The sequence below is a fragment of the Xanthobacter albus genome (genome assembly GCF_043194895.2).
GTDB lineage: Bacteria > Pseudomonadota > Alphaproteobacteria > Rhizobiales > Xanthobacteraceae > Xanthobacter.
In genome coordinates this window covers 4,068,749-4,087,071 of the sequence record NZ_CM195532.1, presented here as the reverse complement: position 1 = coordinate 4,087,071, position 18,323 = coordinate 4,068,749, and the positions used below count along the sequence as shown (strand labels likewise).

Here is an 18,323-nt window from a genome sequence, read left to right as displayed (position 1 = left end):
CTCACACCGCCCAGCAGGCGCAGCCGAGCGCCCCGAAGAAGGAGCGCGCGTCCGCCACCGGCAGGCGTGAACCCCAGGCCTGGGCATGGGCATGGCCGTGCACCGTGCAGGCATTGGCGCAGCCGCAGGCGGAGAAGGCGCGCCGCTCCGCCGCCGGGCGCGGCTGGTAGCCGGCGAAGGTGCGCGCGGGCGACCAGTCCGGCATGGCCGGCGGCAGTTGGGGGGCGAGCGGCTTGAACTCGTCCGCGCCGTGCACCGGCACGCCGCCGAGCAGGGTGAGCACGGCGGTGATGTCCTGGATCTCCTCGCCGGGAACGGAGAAGTAATCGTCGGAGAGCACCACCAGGTCGGCGAGCTGACCGGCCTTGATCTGCCCCTTCTTGCCGGTTTCGGTGGAGAACCAGGTATTGGCCTCGGTCCACAGCCGCAGCGCATCCTCGCGGCTGAGCTGGTTGGACGGGGGATAGAGCGAGAGGCCGCCGAGCGTGCGCCCCGTCACCAGCCAGGACAGGGAGACCCAGGGATTATAGGAGGCGACGCGGGTGGCATCGGTGCCCGCGCCCACCTTCAGGCCGGCATCCAGCATGCGGCGGATGGGCGGGGCGTGTTCGGCGGCGCGGGCGCCGTAGCGCTCCACGAAATATTCGCCCTGGTAGGCCATGCGGTGCTGCACCGCGATGCCCCCGCCCAGCGCCGCCACCCGCTCGATGTTGCGCGGGGTGATGGTCTCGGCATGGTCGAAGAACCAGTTGAGGCCGGCGAGCGGCACGTCCGCGTTCACCTTCTCGAACACATCGAGGGCGCGGGAGATGGTCTCGTCATAGGTGGCGTGGAGGCGGAACGGCCAGCGGTTTTCCGCCAGCAGCCGCACCACCGGCTCAAGGTCGCCCTCCATGTTCGGCGGCATGTCGGGGCGCGCCTGCTGGAAGTCCTCGAAGTCGGCGGCGGAATAGACCAGCATCTCGCCGGCCCCGTTGTGGCGATAGAGGTCGTCGCCGGTGCCGGGCGTCACCTGCTTCGCCCAGCCCGAGAAGTCGGCCAGCTCTTCCTTGGGCTTCTGGGTGAAGAGGTTGTAGGCGATGCGCACCGTGAGCTGCCCCTCGCGGTGCAGTTCCTCGATGATGGCATAGTCTTCCGGATAGTTCTGGAAGCCGCCGCCGGCATCGATGACGGAGGTGACACCCAGCCGGTTCACCTCGCGCATGAAGTGGCGGGTGGAATTCTTCTGGTATTCGGGCGGCAGCTTCGGGCCCTTGGCCAGGGTGGCGTAAAGGATAGTGGCGTTGGGCGCGGCGATGAGCAGGCCCGTGGGGTTGCCGGCACTGTCGCGCACGATCTCGCCGCCGGGCGGGTTGGGCGTGTCCCTGGTGTAGCCCACCACCCGCAGGGCCGCCGCGTTGAGCAGCGCCCGGTCGTAGAGGTGGAGGATGAACACCGGCGTGTCGGGGGCGATCGCGTTGATCTCCTCGAGGGTGGGCAGGCGCTTCTCCGCGAACTGGTGCTCGGTGAAGCCGCCCACCACGCGCACCCATTGCGGCGGCGGGGTGAGCGCCACCTGCTTCTTCAGCATCTCCATGGCGGTGGCCAGCGAGCGCACGCCGTCCCACCGCAGCTCCATGTTGTAGTTCAGCCCGCCGCGGATGATGTGCATGTGGCTGTCGATGAGGCCGGGAATGACCCGCCGCCCGCCGGCATCGATGGTGCGCGTCTGCGGCCCGGCGAGGGCCATGGCGTCCGCGGCGGTGCCGGCGAGGAGGATGCGGCCGTCCTTCACCGCCACGGCCTCGGCCTGCGGGTTGGAGCGGTCGAGGGTGGTCACCTTGCCGTTGATGAGGACGAGATCGGCGGTAGCGGTCATGCCTTCGTGCCTTCGCGCGTGTGAAGTGTGAGGGGCCGCGGCGGCCCCGCGTCCCCTGAAACGCCGGGCCGCCTTGGCTCCTGCGAGGGACCGCCGCCGGCCGCGCCGGCAGGCGCGCCCTCAGGAGCGGTGCTTCCTGTCGTCGCCGGGGGCGTCCCCGGGCGTTGCGTCCTGCTGGAGCGCGGCATCCGCCTGGCGGCCGGGAAGCTGGCCGAGCACGTGGTCCGCGCAGTCGGCGAGGCCGATGGCGGCGCGCAGGCTGTCGCCCTGCAGCAGGTGGCGCGCCACCGGCACCACCTGCTCGCCCACGAGAATGCCGAGGAGCCCCACCAGCGCCACCACCGGCGGCGCCGGCGAGCGCACGTTGATGAGGCTGTAGACGATGCCCACGAGAATGCCGGCCCCGAGCGAGGCGAGATAGAGCTTCATGCCGTCCACGCTGTGCGATGGGCGGCGCCGGCGGGGGCCGGCGCCGCGGGGGATCAGGCCTTCACGAAGGCCAGCAGGTCGGGGTTGAGGACCTCGGCGTTCACGGTCAGCATGCCGTGGGAGAAGCCGGGATAGGTCTTCAGCGTGCCGTTCTTCAGCAGCTTGATGGAGAGCCGGGCGGCATCGTCGATGGGCACGATCTGGTCGTCCTCGCCGTGCAGCACCAGGGTGGGCACGGTGATGGCCTTCAGGTCGGCGGTCTGGTCGGTCTCGGAGAAGGCCTTGATGCCGTCGTAATGGGCCTTGGCGCCGCCCGCCATGCCCTGGCGCCACCAGTTCTCGATGACGCCCTGGCTCACCTTCACGCCCGGCCGGTTGAAGCCGTAGAAGGGGCCGGTGGGCACATCGAGGAAGAACTGCGCGCGGTTGGCGGCCAGCGCCGCGCGGAAGCCGTCGAACACCTCGATGGGCAGGCCGCCGGGGTTGGCGGCGGTCTTCACCATCAGTGGCGGCACGGCGGAAACCAGCGCCGCCTTGGCCACCCGGCCCGAGGGCTGGCCGTGCTGCGCCACGTAGCGCGCCACCTCGCCGCCGCCGGTGGAATGGCCGATGTGCACGGCGTTCCGGAGGTCGAGCGCTTCCACCACCGTGAAGACGTCGGCGGCGTAGTGGTCCATGTCATGGCCGTCGGAGACCTGGGTGGAGCGGCCGTGGCCGCGCCGGTCATGGGCGACCACGCGGTAGCCGTTCTGGAGGAAGAACAGCATCTGCGCGTCCCAGTCGTCGGCGGAGAGCGGCCAGCCGTGGTGGAACACGATGGGCTGGGCGTCCTTCGGGCCCCAGTCCTTGTAGAAGATGTCGACGCCGTCCTTGGTGGTGACGAAGGGCATGGGGGAGTTTCCCTTGGCTGTGACGGGGGAAGGGGAGGGTGCGCCCGTGGCGCGGGCCGTTGCGGGCAGGCCCAGCGCCGCCGCGAGGGCCGCGCCGGCACCGAGGCCGAGCACGCTCCTGCGGGTGGCGCCGGGCGCGGCGGCCGGAGGAAACGCGGCCGGTGCCATGCTCAGTGGCCCTCGGACGCGCCGAACATGGTCTTGGCGTAGATGACGCCGAGGCCGTAGGCGCCGCCGAGCTTCTTCGCGACGCCGGTGGTGAAGTCGTAGGTCTCGGTGCGGGCCCAGTCGCGCTGGAGTTCCAGCAGGTACTGAAGGGAGGTCATGGGACGGGCGCCGGCCTGCACCATGCGCTCCATGGCGCGCTCGTGCGCCTCTTCCGAGACATCGCCGCAGGCATCCGCGATCACGTAGACCTCGAAGCCCTGGTCGATGGCGGACAGGGCCGGGCCGACGATGCACACGCTGGTCCACAGGCCGCTGAGCACGATGCGGCCCTTGCCGATCTCGTTCACGCGGGCGATCACCGCCGCATCCTCCCAGGTGTTCATGGAGGTGCGGTCCAGCAGCTTCTGGCCGGGGAAGGCGTCGGTGATCTCGGAGAACATGGGACCGGAGAAGCTCTTCTCCGCCACCGTGGTGAGGATGGTGGAGACGCCGAAGCCGGCCGCCGCATGGGCGACCAGGGCGGCGTTGTTGCGCAGATTCACCGCATCGATGGACTTGGTCGCGAACGACATCTGCGACTGGAAGTCGATCATGACGAGGGTGTGGTCCTTGGGCGACAGCAGCAGGGCGCCGGGGGCAGCGACGGCGTGGGGCAAGGCACTTCTCCTGTTGATGGACGGGTCAGCTTGCGACACATGACAGGCACCGGCCGGGGCCGGGACACGCCTCCTCGTTCCCGCTCCGGCCTGCGCGCAGGCCGGAACGGGCCGGGTCCGAAAATGCCCGCAGACGGGCAAAGGGCACTCAGAAGGCCGCCGCTTACCCACCGCGTGGAGCGGCAGGCCCGCGCCTCCGCCGTAACGCGGCAAAGCGGGCATGGGTTCCGGGAAGGCAGGGGGGCTGGTTTCCGCGGCCGGCGGGGGCCGGCGCGCGGGGGCCCAAGGGGACGGTCATGGCTGTGACTACCGGCGGTCCTTGTGTCGCGCCGGGACTATCGCGCCGCGCCCGCCGGGCGTCTTGCACGAAAGAGGGCGGTCTTGGACAAAAGCACTCCGGTTGTGGGCTATTGGCGCCGCCGCCACGCGCCGGGCGTGACCCCCGTGAGCTTCGTGAACACCCGCGTCATGTGGCTCTGGTCGGAGAAGCCGCAGGCGACGGCCACGTCGGCGATGGGCAGGGGCGACTGCACCAGCAGGTCGCGCGCCCGCGCCACCCGGTGGCGCAGCAGCCAGTGATAGGGCGTGACGCCCGTGGCTGCCCGGAAGCCGCGGATGAAGGCGCCGCGGGAGACGCCACAGGCATCCGCGATGTCGCCGATGAGGATCTGGCCGTCGAGCGCGGAGGCGAGCATCTCCTTCGCCCGCGCCAGCTCGCCATGGGAAAGGCCGCGCGCCCGGCTGTCACGCGCGGTGCCGCCGTGATAGCGCCGGGCCACGTGGCTCTGCATGGCGAGGATCACGTGGTCCGCGAACACTGGCGTGGCCGAATCGGGCGCCGCCAGCGCCGGCAGCAGCGCCTGGGCGAGGTGCGCCAGCACCGGGTCGTTCTGGCCCGGCGCGCAATAGAGCCCGTCGGTCACCGGAAGCTGAAGCTCGGTCAGGGTGCGCTCCAGCGCGCTCGGGGAAATCTCGATGAGGCAGAAATCGAAACCGCTCTCCATGTCGGCGCGGTAGGGCTCGGAGAACGGGCGGAGATAGCAGCCCCCGGTATCGAAGGTGCTGAGGGTGGCGCGCTTGCCGGCGATGATGCGGCGCCGGTGCCCTGCCGAAAGCGCCACGCCCAGCAGCAGCCCACGCCCGCTCGGCGGGGTTTCCACGCGCCGGGTTTCTCCGGCAGCCATGGTGCGGCGGTAGGCGACGAAGCCGGGACCGCTCAGCTCCTGCCGGCAGCCGAGCGCATCCAGCGCGCAGCCCAGGCTGTCGCGCGGCATCTTTGGGAGAGGAGACGCGGGCCGGGCCCCCGTCGCGGCGTTCCATGCGGACATCGTGGTGGCCCCACCGTGCCTTCCGGCTCGCGGGGCGGTTGCGCTCCCGCAGCGGGCGCCTACGTCCCGCACCGCCGGTCAGAGGCCGCGCAGCTTGGCCCATGGCCTTGAAATGTCAATGCGCACGCAGCGGCAACAGGGTGGAAACGGGCGCGCGGATCGTCAGTCCACGTCGTCGACGCTGTCGGGTCCGCCGCCATAGGCGCGCTGGGCGAGGGCAGCCTGCATGAAGGGATCGAGGTCGCCGTCCAGCACCTCCTGCGGGGTGCCGGAGGTGACGCCGGTGCGCAGGTCCTTCACCAGCTGGTAGGGCTGGAGCACGTAGGAGCGGATCTGGTGGCCCCAGCCGATGTCGGTCTTGGCGGCCTGCTCGGCGGCGGCTTCCGCCTCGCGCTTTTTCAGCTCCATCTCGTACAGCTTGGCGCGCAGCATGTTCCACGCGGTGGCGCGGTTCTTGTGCTGGGAGCGGTCGCCCTGGCTCACCACCGCGATGCCGGTGGGCACGTGGGTGAGGCGCACGGCGGATTCGGTCTTGTTCACGTGCTGGCCGCCGGCGCCGCCGGAGCGCATGGTGTCCACCCGCACGTCCGCCTCGTTGATCTCCACCACGATGCGGTCGTCGATCACGGGGTAGACGTCCACCGAGGAGAAGGAGGTCTGGCGGCGGGCGTTGGAATCGAACGGCGAGATGCGCACCAGGCGGTGCACGCCGGCCTCGGTCTTCAGCCAGCCGTAGGCGTTGTGGCCCTTCACCTGGATGGTGGCGGACTTCAGGCCCGCCTGCTCGCCCGCGGATTCGTCCACCAGCTCCACCTTGAAGCCGTGCCGCTCCGCCCAGCGGGTGTACATGCGCAGCAGCATCTCCGCCCAGTCCTGGCTGTCGGTGCCGCCGGCGCCGGCGTGGACTTCCAGATAGCTGTCGTTGGCGTCGGCCTCGCCGGAGAGCAGGGATTCGAGCTCGCGCCGGGCCAGTTCCACCTTCAGCCCGTCCAGGGCGGCGGCGGCCTCGGTCACGACGCTTTCGTCGCCCTCGGCCTCGCCGAGTTCGATCAGTTCGATATTGTCGGCGAGATCGCGGGCGACGCGGTCGACGGCGCCGAGCCCGTCCTCCAGCGTCGTGCGCTCCTGCATGATCTTCTGTGCCCGGTCCGGCTCGTCCCACAGTGTGGGGTCCTCCACCATGGCGTTCAGCTCGGCCAGGCGTCGGCGAGAGCGGTCCACGTCGAGGTGGGACCGCAGCAGGTCCAGGGATTGATTGATCTCGTCGACTTTCGCGGCGAGTTCCGCGCGCATGGCTTCATGGTCTCCGGATGGGGCCGCGGAAAATAGCGGCGGCGGGCGCGGGTGTAAACGGCGCAGGCGGGAAAGCGCTGCCGGGCCCGGCCCAGGAAGAGGGAGCCGGCGGCGTGAGGGCGCGGACGGCGCCGCGCAGGGTCAGGCGTGGCCGGCGGCGGAGCGGATGTTCTGATGGAGCCGGGCGGCGAACCAGGCCTCGAAATCCTCGGTGGAAAGCGGCCGGGCGAACAGGTAGCCCTGGGCCGCGTGGCACTTCAGGTCGCGCAGCAGTGCCATCTGCGCCTCGGTCTCCACGCCTTCCGCCACCACCGACATGCCGAGGCTCTGGCCGATGCGGATGACGGCCGTGGCCAGCGCCTGGGAGTTCTCGTCCTGCTCCAGGCTCATCATGAAGGAGCGGTCGATCTTCAGCTCGGCGATGGGCAGGCGGGCCAGGGAGGACAGGCTGGAATAGCCGGTTCCGAAATCGTCCATGGCGATGTGCACGCCAAGCCCCTCGATGGCGCGCGCGGTGGCGAGGGAGTTCGGATGCTGGTCCATCATCACCCGCTCGGTGATCTCCACCCGCAGGTCCGAGGGCTCGACATTGTGCTGGCGCATGCAGCCGGAAATCACATCCACGATGGTGCCGCTGCGGAAGCTGAGCGGCGAGAGATTCACCGAGATATGGGGGACAGGCAATCCCTCCGTACGCCATTTGGCGATCTGCGCGCAGGCGGTCTCCACGCCCCATTCGTCGATGCCGTCGACGATTCCATATTCCTCGGCGAGGGCGATGAAGCGTGGCGCGGGGACGTCACCATGCACGGGATCATGCCAGCGGCTGAGCGCCTCCACCCCGTGGAGGGAGCCATCGGAGATGCACACCTGGGGCTGGTAATATTGCTTCAGCGCCTTGTTCTGGATCGCCTTGCGCAGCGCCACCGACAGCACCAGCCGGTTCTGGACGCGCTGGTTGAGGTCCTCGGTGAAGAAGCGGAACTTGCCGCGCCCCTCCCGCTTGGCCTCGTACATGGCGGTATCGGCGTGCTTCAGCAGGGTCTCTGCGTCGCGCCCATGCTCCGGGAACAGGGTGATGCCGATGCTCACCGACATGGAGAGGTTGAGCCCCTCGATGTTCACCGGCGCCGCGAGATATTCGAGCAGGCGGGCGGAGATGCGCGCCGCCTCGTCGCCGCGGCAGTTGTGGATGAGGATGACGAACTCGTCGCCGCCGATGCGCCCCACGATGTCGCCGGTGCGCAGCTGCGCCTTGAGGCGCCGCGACATTTCCACCAGCAGACGGTCACCGGTGGTGTGGCCGAGGGTGTCGTTGACGTCCTTGAAGTGGTCGAAATCGAGAAACAGGAGCGCCAGCGGCAGCTTGAGGCCGTCCGCCCGCAGCAGCTCGTCGCTCATGAGATGCAGGATCTCGCTGCGGTTGGGCAGGCCCGTGAGCGAATCCATGGAGGCGAGGCGTGCGATGTGGCGCTTGGATTCCTGCCGCTCCAGGGCAAGCGCGCACAGGTGTATGCACGCGTTGACGATCTGCTCATGCCATGCTGTGGGGCCGCGGCGGTCGGAGAAATAGAAGGCGAAGGTGCCGGCCACCTTGCCGGAGCGCAGCTTGACCGGCACCGACCAGCAGGCGACGAGGTTCGGCGGCAGCGGCAGCCAGCGGAAATCCTCCCACAGCGGGCTGGTGGCGATGTCGTCTACCAGCACCGGCTCGCCGAGGAAGGCGGCGGTGCCGCATGTGCCGACCTTGGGGCCGATGGCCACGCCCTCCAGCGCGGCGCTGAAGCTCTGCGGGAGGCTCGGTCCGGCAATGGGCTGGAGCAGGCCTTCGTCGCTCACGGCGATGATGGAGGTGATGACTCCGGGCGCGATGGCTTCCACCTTGCGGCAGATCAGCTCGGCGACACTGCCGAGCGGCTCGTCGGAAACCACAGACGCGAGCACGTCGCGCTGGAGTTCCTCGATCTGCTTGATTTGCGTGATGTCAGCGAGCACGGCGACGATGTTTGCGATCTCGCCCGTCGCGCTGTCGATCACACGATTGAAGGTCGCAGACACCCACACGCCCTTTCCTGAGCTATCAGAGAATAGTACCTCTTCCGTGAAGCCCGGCAACTGTTTTAGGCGCTCAATGAGACGGTCTGTTAACCCATTTGAGGTATCGTGGTTCGAAAGCAGGGAAAAAGGCAGTTTCCCCAGTACCTCGGTGGCCGTGTAACCAAACATTTCCGAGAAGGCTTGGTTAATGTAGGCGGCTTCGCAGCGCCCGTTCATGACCATGACTGCACGCCCGGTCGTTTCCGCAACCAGGGAGAGTATGCGCATCTGCTCGCGGCGGCGAACGTCGTCGGTGATCTCGCGCACGAAGGCGGTGTAAAAGACCTTGTCGCCCATGTCGGCGCGCGAGAGCGCGAGCTGGCCCCAGGCGAGGCTGCCGTCCGTCCGCTCTATGGGCACATCGCGCGTGGTGCCGACGATCCGCTCCGCGCCGGTCCGGCGCTGGGTTTCGATGAAGCCATCGTGCTGGCCGCGCCACTGCAGCGGCACGAGCTGCGACACGTTCCTCCCCAGAGCTTCCGCGCGCGGCATTTTCCAGAGCCGCTCGGCTGCGTCGTTGAAGAAAATGACCTCGTTCTTGTCATCTATGAAGACAACGGCATCCAGGCACCGGCTCAAAGCCAGCTGGTTAAGATCCTGGGCCACCTCGTCGTCCATGATGTCCCGCCCCCTGCGGTTCCCCGTTGCGAGCCGGGCGGCGCGTGCGCCGTCCAAGCCCGCAGGCGTGGATCTCCATTTTGAGGGACGCGCGGATACCGTCAAGCTTATCCAAAGCTTCGTCGCGACATAATTCTACCGTGCGCGGCGGGTAGCCGCGCATTCTGTGAATGAACGCAATATGTTGACGCAAATTCACGACGTGGAGGAAAACCCCCTCGCCGCGCGGCGGCCTCAGTAGAGGCCGCCGGTCCCGGAGCCGCCGTCGGCGGGCGCACCGCTGGGCGAGCTGCTCGAATAGTCGGCGGAATAATAGCTGTCGGGCGGGGCGGTGCCGGGCTTGAAGCCCTCCAGGATGGCGTTGCCGTCGCCGGAGCCGGTCCGCTGGCCGCTCTTGCGGTCGATGCGCACCAGCTTGATGCCGGCCGGCACCTTGAAGGGAATCGCGGGCCGCTCCGCCAGTGCCACCTTCATGAAGTCCCGCACCACGGGCGCGGAGATGAGGCCGCCGGTGGAGCCCTTGCCCATGGGCTTCGGCCGGTCGTAGCCGAGATAGACGCCCACCACCATCTCCGGCGTGAAGCCGATGAACCAGGCGTCCTTCTCTTCGTTGGTGGTGCCGGTCTTGCCCGCGATGGGCTTGCCCAGCTCCTTCAGCGCCGTGCCCGTGCCGTGCTGGATCACGCCCTCCATCATGGAGGTGATCTGGTAGGCAGTCATGGGGTCCAGCACCTGGGGGCGGCGGTCGATGAGCGTGGGTTCCGGCTGGTTCGCCCAGTGGTCGGCGTCGCAGTCGCGGCACTCGCGCTCGTCATGGCGGTAGATGGTGTGGCCGTAGCGGTCCTGGATGCGGTCGATGAGCGAAGGCGTCACCTTGCGCCCGCCGTTGGCGATCATGGCGTAGGCGCCCACCATGCGCATCAGCGTGGTCTCGCCGGCGCCGAGCGCCATGGAGAGCATGGGCGGCATGTTGTCGTAGATGCCGAAGCGCTTGGCGTATTCGGAGATGATCGGCATGCCGATGTCGTTGGCGAGCCGCACGGTCATCACGTTGCGCGACTGCTCCAGGCCGAAGCGCAGGGTCTGCGGCCCGTAGAACTTGCCGGAATAGTTCTCCGGCCGCCAGGTGGCCTGGCCCGCCTGCTCCAGCTCGAAGGGGGCGTCCACCACGATGGAGGAGGGGGTGTAGCCGTTGTCGAGCGCCGCCGAATAGACGATGGGCTTGAAGGAGGAGCCGGGCTGCCGCATGGCCTGGGTGGCGCGGTTGAACTGGCTCTCGTCATAGGAGAAGCCGCCGGAGAGGGCGAGCACGCGGCCGGTGGTGGGCTCCATCACCACCATGGCGCCTTCCACCGCGGGAATCTGGTGCAGGCGGTACTGGCCCTGGCGGTCGGCGATGGGCTCCACATAGACCACGTCGCCGGTCTTCAGGAAGGTGGAGATGGGGCGGCGGGTCCACTTGGCGCCGTCGGCCGTGATGAGGCCCACCTCGCGCTCGGTGGAGCGGGCGCCGGACTTGGTGCGTGGCGGCTGCAGGCCGATGCGAGCGGAGTCCTTGCTCACGTCCAGCACCACCGCGAGGCGCCAGGGGATGTCGCCGAACTCCTTCACCTCGCCGAGCTTCACGCCCCAGTCGGCGCCGGTGATGTCGATGTGGGTGACGGGCTTGCGCCAGCCGCGCTGCTCGTCGAACCTCACAAGGCCGTCCGACAGGGTCTTCTTGGCGAGCACCTGAAGCTTGGGGTCGAGCGGGGTGCGCACGGAGAGGCCGCCGGCGTAGAGCTTGCCCTCGCCGTAGCGCTCGAAGATCTGGCGGCGCACTTCCTCCGCGTAATACTCGGCGGCGAAGATCTGGGCGCCGGAGGGGCGCGGGGTCACTTCCAGCGGGGCCTTCTTGGCCGCGTCGCCGTCCTCGGGCGAGACGAAGCCGTTCTCCACCATACGGTCGATCACCCAGTTGCGGCGATCGGTGGCGCGGGCGCGCTCGCGGAAGGGATTGTAGGTGGAGGGCGCCTTGGGCAAGGCGGCGAGATAGGCCACCTCCTGCACGTTCAGCTCTTCCACTGACTTGTCGAAATAGACCAGCGCGGCGGCGGCGATGCCATAGGCGCCCATGCCGAGGTAGATCTCGTTGAGGTACAGCTCGAGGATGCGGTCCTTGGAATAGGCGCGCTCGATGCGCAGCGCCAGGAGCGCTTCCTTGATCTTGCGGTCGACGGAGACCTCGTTGGTCAGGAGGAAGTTCTTCGCCACCTGCTGGGTGATGGTGGAAGCGCCCTGGGGCCGGACGTTCTTGCCGTAGTTCTGCAGGAAGAAGGACGCGGCGCGGAAGATGCCGGTGGGATCGACGCCGCCGTGCTCGTAGAAGTTCTTGTCCTCGGCCGAGAGGAACGCCTCGATCACCAGCTTGGGCACCGACTGGATGGGCGTGTAGAGGCGCCGCTCCTTGGCGTATTCGGCCACCAGAGATCCGTCCGCCGCATGCACGCGGGTCATCACCGGCGGCTCATAGTTCTGGAGCTGCGTGTAGTCCGGCAGGTCCTTGGAATACTTCCACACGAGATAGGTCGCGCCACCCGCCCCCACCAGCAGGACGAGGGAGAACAGCGCGAACAGGAAGCCCAGAAACCGCAGCAACAGACTCATCTCGCAGGGCCCCTCCACATGATTGCCGCGCATGCCGCAAGGGCACGCCGCCCGGTCTCATCCGCCGCACCGGAACCGCGGAGACATCGCCTTACCGCGATTATCCTCCGCTGCGAAGCGGCAGATGCCGCAGCGCACGGCGAACCCGCACGGCACCGCCATCACAACAGCGCGAAGCCGCGCGCCGGCCTCGACCGCAGCAAGGCGAGCATGCCTGCCCTATGGCCGGCAAACATGGCCGCTTCGCGACGGCGGCGGGGAACGGCGGACGAACGCAACCGCGCGCACCGCGCGGCCGGCCGAATCGCCGCGGTCGGGAGGGGGAGCCGCGGCGTGGGTGCCGCTACGTCAGTCGCGCGCCTTGCCGGGCTCGGCGCGGGCGGTCTGGCCGGCGGCGCGCGTCGCGGCGAAGAAATCGCCGATGGCAGCGGCCATGGCGTCGCTCACCTGGTCGCGCCAGGCGTCGGAGGTGAGCAGCTTCAGGTCCTCCTTGCTCGACATGTAGCCGAGTTCCACCAGCACGGAGGGCACGTCATGGGCGCGCAGCACCCGGAAGCCGGCGGATTTCAGCGCCCCCCGATGGGTGCGCGCCACGCCCTTGAGGCCGTGCACCAGCTCGCGGGCGAAATGGGCGGAGAAGGAGCGGGTCTCCCGCTGGGCGAGGTCCACGAGAATCCCGGCCACCGCATCGGATTCGTCGCTGAGGTTCACGCCGGCGATGAGATCGGCCTTGTTCTCCTGCTCGGCAAGGCGGGCGGCGTCGGCATCGCTCGCGGTGTCAGAGAGGGTGTAGACGCTGGCGCCGCGGGCCTTCCCGTCGTTGCGGGCGAGGGCGTCGGCATGCAGGGAGATGAAGAGGGAGGCCTGGTGAGCGCGGGCGATGCGCACCCGTTCCCCGAGGGGGATGAAGGTATCCGTGTCGCGGGTCATCACCACCCGGTAGGCGCCGGTCTTCTCCAGCTTGTCGCGCAGGGCGCGGCCGATTTCGAGGACGATGTTCTTCTCGGCATAGGCGCTGTAGCCGGTGGTGCCGGAATCGATGCCGCCGTGGCCGGGGTCGATGACTATGACCGGCCGGGTGTCGCCAGCCGGGGCCGCGGCCACCGGCGTGGGCGCGGCGGCGGCGGGCGGGCGGGCCGCGCTCGCGAGGGTGCGGGCGAAGGTGGCGGCGTCGGTGGGCACCAGGTCCACCACCAGCCGCGCGGGCTGGTCGTCCACGGCGTCGAGGATGAAGGCCTTTTCGATGGCCACCGGGCCGCCGACGTCCAGCACCATGCGCGCCTTGCCGGGGGCGAGCGCCCCGTAGCGGCTGGCGGTGACGATGCCGCGCTGGAGCTGCGCGGGCGCCGGTGCCATGGCGAACACCACGTCGTCGAGGTCCACCACCACCCGGTACGGGTCGGCGAGGGTAAAGGTGCGGATCTCCACCGCCCGGTCGAGATCGAGCACGAGGCGGGTGCGCCCGTCGTCTCCGGCGATGCGGGCGTCGCGGGCGAGCACGGGCGGGCGCGGGGCTTCCGCGGGCCGGCTGATGCTCCCGGTGGTGTCGGCGGCGGCTTCCGCCACGGTGTCGGGCTGGGCGGCGCCGGGCTCGGCGGCGCGGGCGGGGCCGGGCTCGGCGGCGCGGGCGGGGCCGCACAGCACCGCGCCGGCGAGGAGCAGGGGCGGCAGCAGGCGGCGAATCAAGCGGCCGCCGGCGCCCGGCCCGGCCGATCGAAAAGCTGTGATGTGCCAAGAGCCCTGGACCATGCGCATCCCGTCGTGCCGGCGGCCGGGCGGCACCCGGCCCCTAAGGGCGTGCCGCTCCGCAGTCCCTTCACGGATAGGGGCAGGTCCGTTAACCCTTGGTTGACACCTCGCCGATGCCCGGTGGACTGATGCGACGTCATGTTCGCGACGGCCGGGAGACGGTGTGTCGGCAAGCTGTCGCGCGGGGGCGCGATGCCGAGGCCGAATGTCTCCACACGCATAAACCTTGCCAAGCATCGATCAGGGCGTCTACAAAAGACGGGTACACAGTTCGCGTTCCGGACCAGGCCCTTCGGCCTCCGGCTGCCGCGGCTGCCGCGGGTGCTCCGCCGGTTTGGAAGTCTGCGTGGTCCTGAGCGGCGCGCGCTTCCTCGTTCGGCGCGGCGCCCTTGGTCGCAGGTCGTTCTCCTCGGGCGCGGAGCGCCGGGATCGGGACGCCGGCGGCGTATCGCGCGGCGGTTCAGGCAGCCCTCCCGAAAGATGCCTTCGAGGAACGATCTGGGGAATCGGGCGGGCGTGTGCCGTAGCCGGATCGGAGCCTAGGCGCCGGGGCCGGTTGGACCTTTCATCGAGGACCGGGTAGCCGAGGGCATGGACCTTTATCCGCACGACCGGCGCGTTCGCCGCGCCAGAGTGTGCCCCGACGCCGTGGGTGTGAACGACACGCCCCGGCGCGACCGAGCCTCTGCCTCTTTCCGTCATCACATCCGGCGTTCCGGCGGCGTTCCTGCGGGGTCCTGCGACACCCCACGGCGCCTGCGGCGGGGCTTTGGCCCCGGCGCCGTGAAGAGAGAATTCCATGGCCAACAAGATGCTCATCGATGCGACCCACCCGGAGGAGACCCGGGTCGTGGTCGTGCGCGGGAACCGGGTCGAAGAGTTCGACTATGAGTCCGCATCCCGCAAGCAGCTGCGGGGCAACATCTATCTGGCGAAGGTCACGCGCGTGGAGCCCTCGCTCCAGGCGGCGTTCGTGGAGTATGGCGGCAACCGCCATGGCTTCCTGGCCTTCAGCGAGATCCACCCCGACTACTACCAGATCCCGGTGGCCGATCGCCTTGCGCTGATCGAGGAAGAGGAGCGCGCCGCGCGCCTTGCCGAGGATGAGGCGGACCTGCGCGAGAAGCGCCGCGAGCGCGGCCGTTCCAAGCGCTCCCGCGCCGATGCCAGCGTGAGCGAGGAGACCGCGCTCGCCGATGAGGCGGAGGCCGCCGCGTCCGCGCAGGAGGGGGAGGCGGTTTCCGAAGCCTCGGCTTCCGAAGCTCCGGTGGCTGCCGCGCCGGCCGAAGATGTCGTGGCCTCAGACGCTGCCGCGCCCCAGGCCGAGCCGGCCGCTGAATCGGCGCCTGCCGAAGGCCCGTCCGAGGTCGCGCCCGTCGACGCTCCGTCCGAATCTCTCGCCGAGGCCGCTCCGAAGGCCGAGGCGCCCCGGCATGTCGATACCGTAACCTCCCTTCTCGCCACCGCCGAAGCGGCGGAGCAGGAGGAGGCGCGCGAGGAGGAGGCCGCCGAGTCCGCCCTCGGCACGTCGCTGCCCGCCCCCGCCGAGCAGGCGCACGCCGACGAGGCCGAGCGCCGCCACGAGGCCGAGGAGGGCGAGGTGCATCCCGCCCCCATCCTGCCCGAGGACGAGGAGGCCCCGGTCGAGGCCCGTCGCTCCGACGATGACAAGGATGACGACGAGGAAGATGAGGACGACGGCGACGTCGACCAGATCGACGAAGAAGAGGAAATCGAGCACCTCGGATCCGACGACGACGCCCTGGAGGAGGTGCCCGAGCGCGCGCCCCAGCGGCGCGCCCGCACCTACAAGATCCAGGAGGTCATCCGCCGTCGCCAGGTGATGCTCGTGCAGGTGGTGAAGGAGGAGCGCGGCAACAAGGGCGCGGCTCTGACCACCTACCTCTCCCTCGCCGGCCGCTATTCGGTGCTGATGCCCAACACCGCCCGTGGCGGCGGCATTTCCCGCAAGATCACCAATGCCGTGGACCGCAAGCGCCTGAAGGAAGTGGTGCAGGACCTGGAGGTGCCGGAGGGGATGGGCATCATCCTGCGCACCGCCGGTGCCAACCGCACCAAGACCGAGATCAAGCGCGACTTCGAATATCTCCTGCGCCTGTGGGAGACGGTGCGCGAGCTGACATTGTCTTCCGCTGCGCCGAGCCTCGTCTATGAAGAGGGCTCGCTCATCAAGCGCGCCATCCGCGACCTCTACAACAAGGACATCGACGAAGTCCTGGTGGCGGGCGAGGACGGCTACACCGAGGCCAAGGACTTCATGCGCATGCTCATGCCGAGCCATGCCAAGATGGTCCTGCCCTATCGCGAGCCCCAGCCCATCTTCGCGCGCTACGGGGTCGAGCAGCAGCTCGACGCCATGTTCTCCCCCGTGGTGCAGCTCAAGAGCGGCGGCTACATCGTCATCAACCCGACGGAAGCCCTCGTCTCCATCGACGTGAACTCGGGCCGCGCCACCCGCGAGCACCATATCGAGGACACCGCGCTCAAGACGAACGTGGAGGCCGCCGAGGAGATCGCGCGCCAGCTCCGGCTGCGCGACCTCGCGGGCCTGATCGTCGTCGACTTCATCGATATGGAGGAGAAGCGCAACAACCGGGCGGTGGAGCGCAAGCTCAAGGACTGCCTGAAGAACGACCGGGCGCGCATCCAGATCGGCCGCATCTCCCATTTCGGCCTGCTGGAAATGTCGCGCCAGCGCATCCGCACCGGCGTGCTGGAGAGCTCGATCGAGGTGTGCCCCCACTGCGGCGGCACCGGCCACGTGCGCTCGGCGGCTTCCGTCGCGCTCCAGCTCCTGCGTGCGCTGGAGGAACAGCTCCTGCGCGCGGCTTCGCACAACCTCATCGCCCGCACCCGCGCCGAGGTGGCGCTCTATGTGCTGAACCAGAAGCGCGCCCACCTGCGCGACCTGGAGGAGCGGTTCCATGTCACCCTCATCGTCGCCGCCGACGAGACGGTGACCGGCCACCAGCCCTTCCTCATCGACAAGGGCGATCTGGCGGTGCCGCCGGCTCCCGCGCCGCGCGCCGCGCCGGTGGTGCACCCTGATTCGATCGCTCCCGATGAAGCCTTCATCGAGGAAGAAGAGGAAGAGATCGAGGAAACCGCCGAGGCGGATGCCGAGGGCGATACGGCCGAGAAGTCCGACGACAACAACCGCCGTCGCCGTCGCCGTCGCCGTCGTCGGCGGCCGGGTGAGCGCGAGGACGGCCGTGAGCCGGGCGCCGAGGGCGAAGAGGAAGAAGATGCCTCCGCCGATGAGGCCGAGGGCGAGGAAGAGGCCGCCTCCGAAGAAGATCGCGGCGAGGACGAGAACGGGGATGACGACGCGGCCGACCGCCGCCGTCGCCGCCGTGGCCGTCGCGGCGGTCGCCGCAACCGCCGCGAGCGGGAGGGAGATGAGGACATCGCGGAGGAGGGCGCCGATGAGGAGGCTGCCGCCGCTGCCCCCTCGTCCGAGGAAGCTCCTGCCACGGAAGCACCGGCCGAGGCCGAGCCCGTGCGTGAGCGGGCCCGCAAGGTGAAGGCGGACGAGCCGGCTCCGGCTCCGGAGCCCGTGGCTGCCCCGGCCGCCGAGGCGGAGCCGGCGCCCCGCCGCCGCCGCTCCACGGTGCGCGAGAAGGCCCCGGTGACGCAGGTCGTGGCCGAGGAGGCCTTCGCCACGCCGGCCGAGGTGGCGCCGCCCGCGGAGCCCGTGGCCGAGCAGGCGGCGGAAGCCCCTGCCGCAGCTCCTGAGGCGGAGCCCGTCGCGGAAGTCGTGCCGACGCCTGAGGCGACGGAGCAGCCGGCCCCCGAGCCGGCCGCCGAAACCCCTGCGGAGCCGCCGGCCAAGCCGCGCTCGGGCTGGTGGCAGCGCAAGCTGTTCGGCGAGTGATCTGGCGCCGCCCGGAACCCCTCGGTTCCGGGCGGCGCGGTTTTCCTGAAAGGCCGGCGTCCTGCCTTGCCGGTGGGCGCGGCCCCCCAGGGGCGGCTTTGCGCCGGGTTGGATCGAGGCGCATCCCGGCTGGCTTTGTCGGCCAGAAAAGCTTGCCTTCCAGAGGTTGGCGGGTTCCGGCGGTCTTCGCGACTTCGGCGCGGGATCAGGCCGCAGCCTTATATGCGCGGAGCCAAAGGCGCATTACGGTGCTGGAGCGCTACGGGGACGTTCGCGGCGCGCCTGTCGTCGCGGGGGGCGACGCGGCGGTGGTGCCCCAGCTTGGAGAAGAAGCGCGCGATCACGTCGCGCTCGCGGGAAAGCCGCCGCTGAAGCAGGGACGGCGCCGGTTGCTCTTCTGCGGCATGTCCTGCTTCTGGATCAGACGGCGGATGCGGTTGGCATCCATGAATTCGCCCGCCGGCGCGTGAGCGCGCACCTCAGACCATCCATCAACGCACTTCTCGCAATCCGGGGGGATGCGCACCGGCACGTGAGCGTGCTGCCGAGGTGACCCGGTCGCGCGGCGGGGATCTGGCCGTCGTGCGGCCTGTCCGGCGATCGAGCCGCGCGGGGAGCCCGACGCGTCAGGAGCGACAGGGATCCTGGCCCGAGGCGGCCTCGGGATCGCGCGGGAACGGTCGTCCGCCCCCCTTC

Annotated in this window: 11 protein-coding genes; 2 read left to right on the top strand and 9 right to left on the bottom strand. The window is 69.6% G+C overall.

Translation table 11 applies throughout. The features are described 5' to 3' along the window. Position 1: 1 nt before the first annotated feature. The 9 genes from V5F75_RS18285 to V5F75_RS18245 all read right to left on the bottom strand — a co-directional run bounded on the left by V5F75_RS18285 (position 2) and on the right by V5F75_RS18245 (position 13,669). Positions 2–1,858 (bottom strand): amidohydrolase, encoded by a 1,857-nt coding sequence (locus V5F75_RS18285; RefSeq protein WP_394035346.1) that lies wholly within the window; start codon positions 1,856–1,858, stop codon positions 2–4. Between the two features lie 120 nt (positions 1,859–1,978). Continuing rightward, positions 1,979–2,287: a XapX domain-containing protein gene (locus V5F75_RS18280; protein WP_394035344.1), complete on the bottom strand. Its 309-nt coding sequence runs from the start codon at positions 2,285–2,287 to the stop codon at positions 1,979–1,981. A 53-nt stretch (positions 2,288–2,340) separates the two neighbouring features. Next, positions 2,341–3,177 (bottom strand): alpha/beta fold hydrolase, encoded by an 837-nt coding sequence (locus tag V5F75_RS18275; RefSeq protein ID WP_394035517.1) that lies wholly within the window; start codon positions 3,175–3,177, stop codon positions 2,341–2,343. Between the two features lie 170 nt (positions 3,178–3,347). Continuing rightward, entirely contained in the window at positions 3,348–3,938 is a 591-nt protein-coding gene (locus V5F75_RS18270; protein WP_394035515.1) for a hydrolase, read from the bottom strand. Positions 3,939–4,408: 470 nt separating this feature from the next. After that, entirely contained in the window at positions 4,409–5,275 is an 867-nt protein-coding gene (locus V5F75_RS18265; RefSeq protein WP_394035342.1) for a helix-turn-helix domain-containing protein, read from the bottom strand. A gap of 216 nt (positions 5,276–5,491) precedes the next feature. Further along, positions 5,492–6,622, bottom strand: a complete 1,131-nt coding sequence (gene prfB, locus V5F75_RS18260; protein WP_394035340.1) for a peptide chain release factor 2 — start codon at positions 6,620–6,622, stop codon at positions 5,492–5,494. A gap of 141 nt (positions 6,623–6,763) precedes the next feature. After that, on the bottom strand, positions 6,764–9,337 hold the full coding sequence (locus V5F75_RS18255) for an EAL domain-containing protein (RefSeq protein ID WP_394035338.1): 2,574 nt from the start codon (positions 9,335–9,337) through the stop codon (positions 6,764–6,766). Positions 9,338–9,571: 234 nt separating this feature from the next. After that, positions 9,572–11,983 (bottom strand): penicillin-binding protein 1A, encoded by a 2,412-nt coding sequence (locus V5F75_RS18250; protein ID WP_394035336.1) that lies wholly within the window; start codon positions 11,981–11,983, stop codon positions 9,572–9,574. 348 nt (positions 11,984–12,331) lie between these two features. Then, positions 12,332–13,669, bottom strand: a complete 1,338-nt coding sequence (locus tag V5F75_RS18245; protein ID WP_394035334.1) for an N-acetylmuramoyl-L-alanine amidase — start codon at positions 13,667–13,669, stop codon at positions 12,332–12,334. A gap of 862 nt (positions 13,670–14,531) precedes the next feature. On the opposite strand from V5F75_RS18245, the gene V5F75_RS18240 reads away from it, so the two are divergent. Together V5F75_RS18240 and V5F75_RS18235 are read left to right on the top strand one after the other, a co-directional pair. Beyond that, positions 14,532–17,627: an Rne/Rng family ribonuclease gene (locus tag V5F75_RS18240; RefSeq protein ID WP_394035332.1), complete on the top strand. Its 3,096-nt coding sequence runs from the start codon at positions 14,532–14,534 to the stop codon at positions 17,625–17,627. 248 nt (positions 17,628–17,875) lie between these two features. Then, a complete protein-coding gene (locus V5F75_RS18235; protein ID WP_394035330.1) occupies positions 17,876–18,097 on the top strand; it encodes a hypothetical protein in 222 nt (73 codons plus the stop codon). The last annotated feature ends 226 nt before the right edge of the window (positions 18,098–18,323 follow it).

Coding starts and splice junctions, on each gene's coding strand:
- V5F75_RS18285 (WP_394035346.1), bottom strand. CDS start 1,858: ATGACCGCTACCGCCGATCTCGTCCTCATCAACGGCAAGGTGACCACC.
- V5F75_RS18280 (WP_394035344.1), bottom strand. CDS start 2,287: ATGAAGCTCTATCTCGCCTCGCTCGGGGCCGGCATTCTCGTGGGCATC.
- V5F75_RS18275 (WP_394035517.1), bottom strand. CDS start 3,177: ATGCCCTTCGTCACCACCAAGGACGGCGTCGACATCTTCTACAAGGAC.
- V5F75_RS18270 (WP_394035515.1), bottom strand. CDS start 3,938: ATGATCGACTTCCAGTCGCAGATGTCGTTCGCGACCAAGTCCATCGAT.
- V5F75_RS18265 (WP_394035342.1), bottom strand. CDS start 5,275: ATGCCGCGCGACAGCCTGGGCTGCGCGCTGGATGCGCTCGGCTGCCGG.
- prfB (WP_394035340.1), bottom strand. CDS start 6,622: ATGCGCGCGGAACTCGCCGCGAAAGTCGACGAGATCAATCAATCCCTG.
- V5F75_RS18255 (WP_394035338.1), bottom strand. CDS start 9,337: ATGGACGACGAGGTGGCCCAGGATCTTAACCAGCTGGCTTTGAGCCGG.
- V5F75_RS18250 (WP_394035336.1), bottom strand. CDS start 11,983: ATGAGTCTGTTGCTGCGGTTTCTGGGCTTCCTGTTCGCGCTGTTCTCC.
- V5F75_RS18240 (WP_394035332.1), top strand. CDS start 14,532: ATGGCCAACAAGATGCTCATCGATGCGACCCACCCGGAGGAGACCCGG.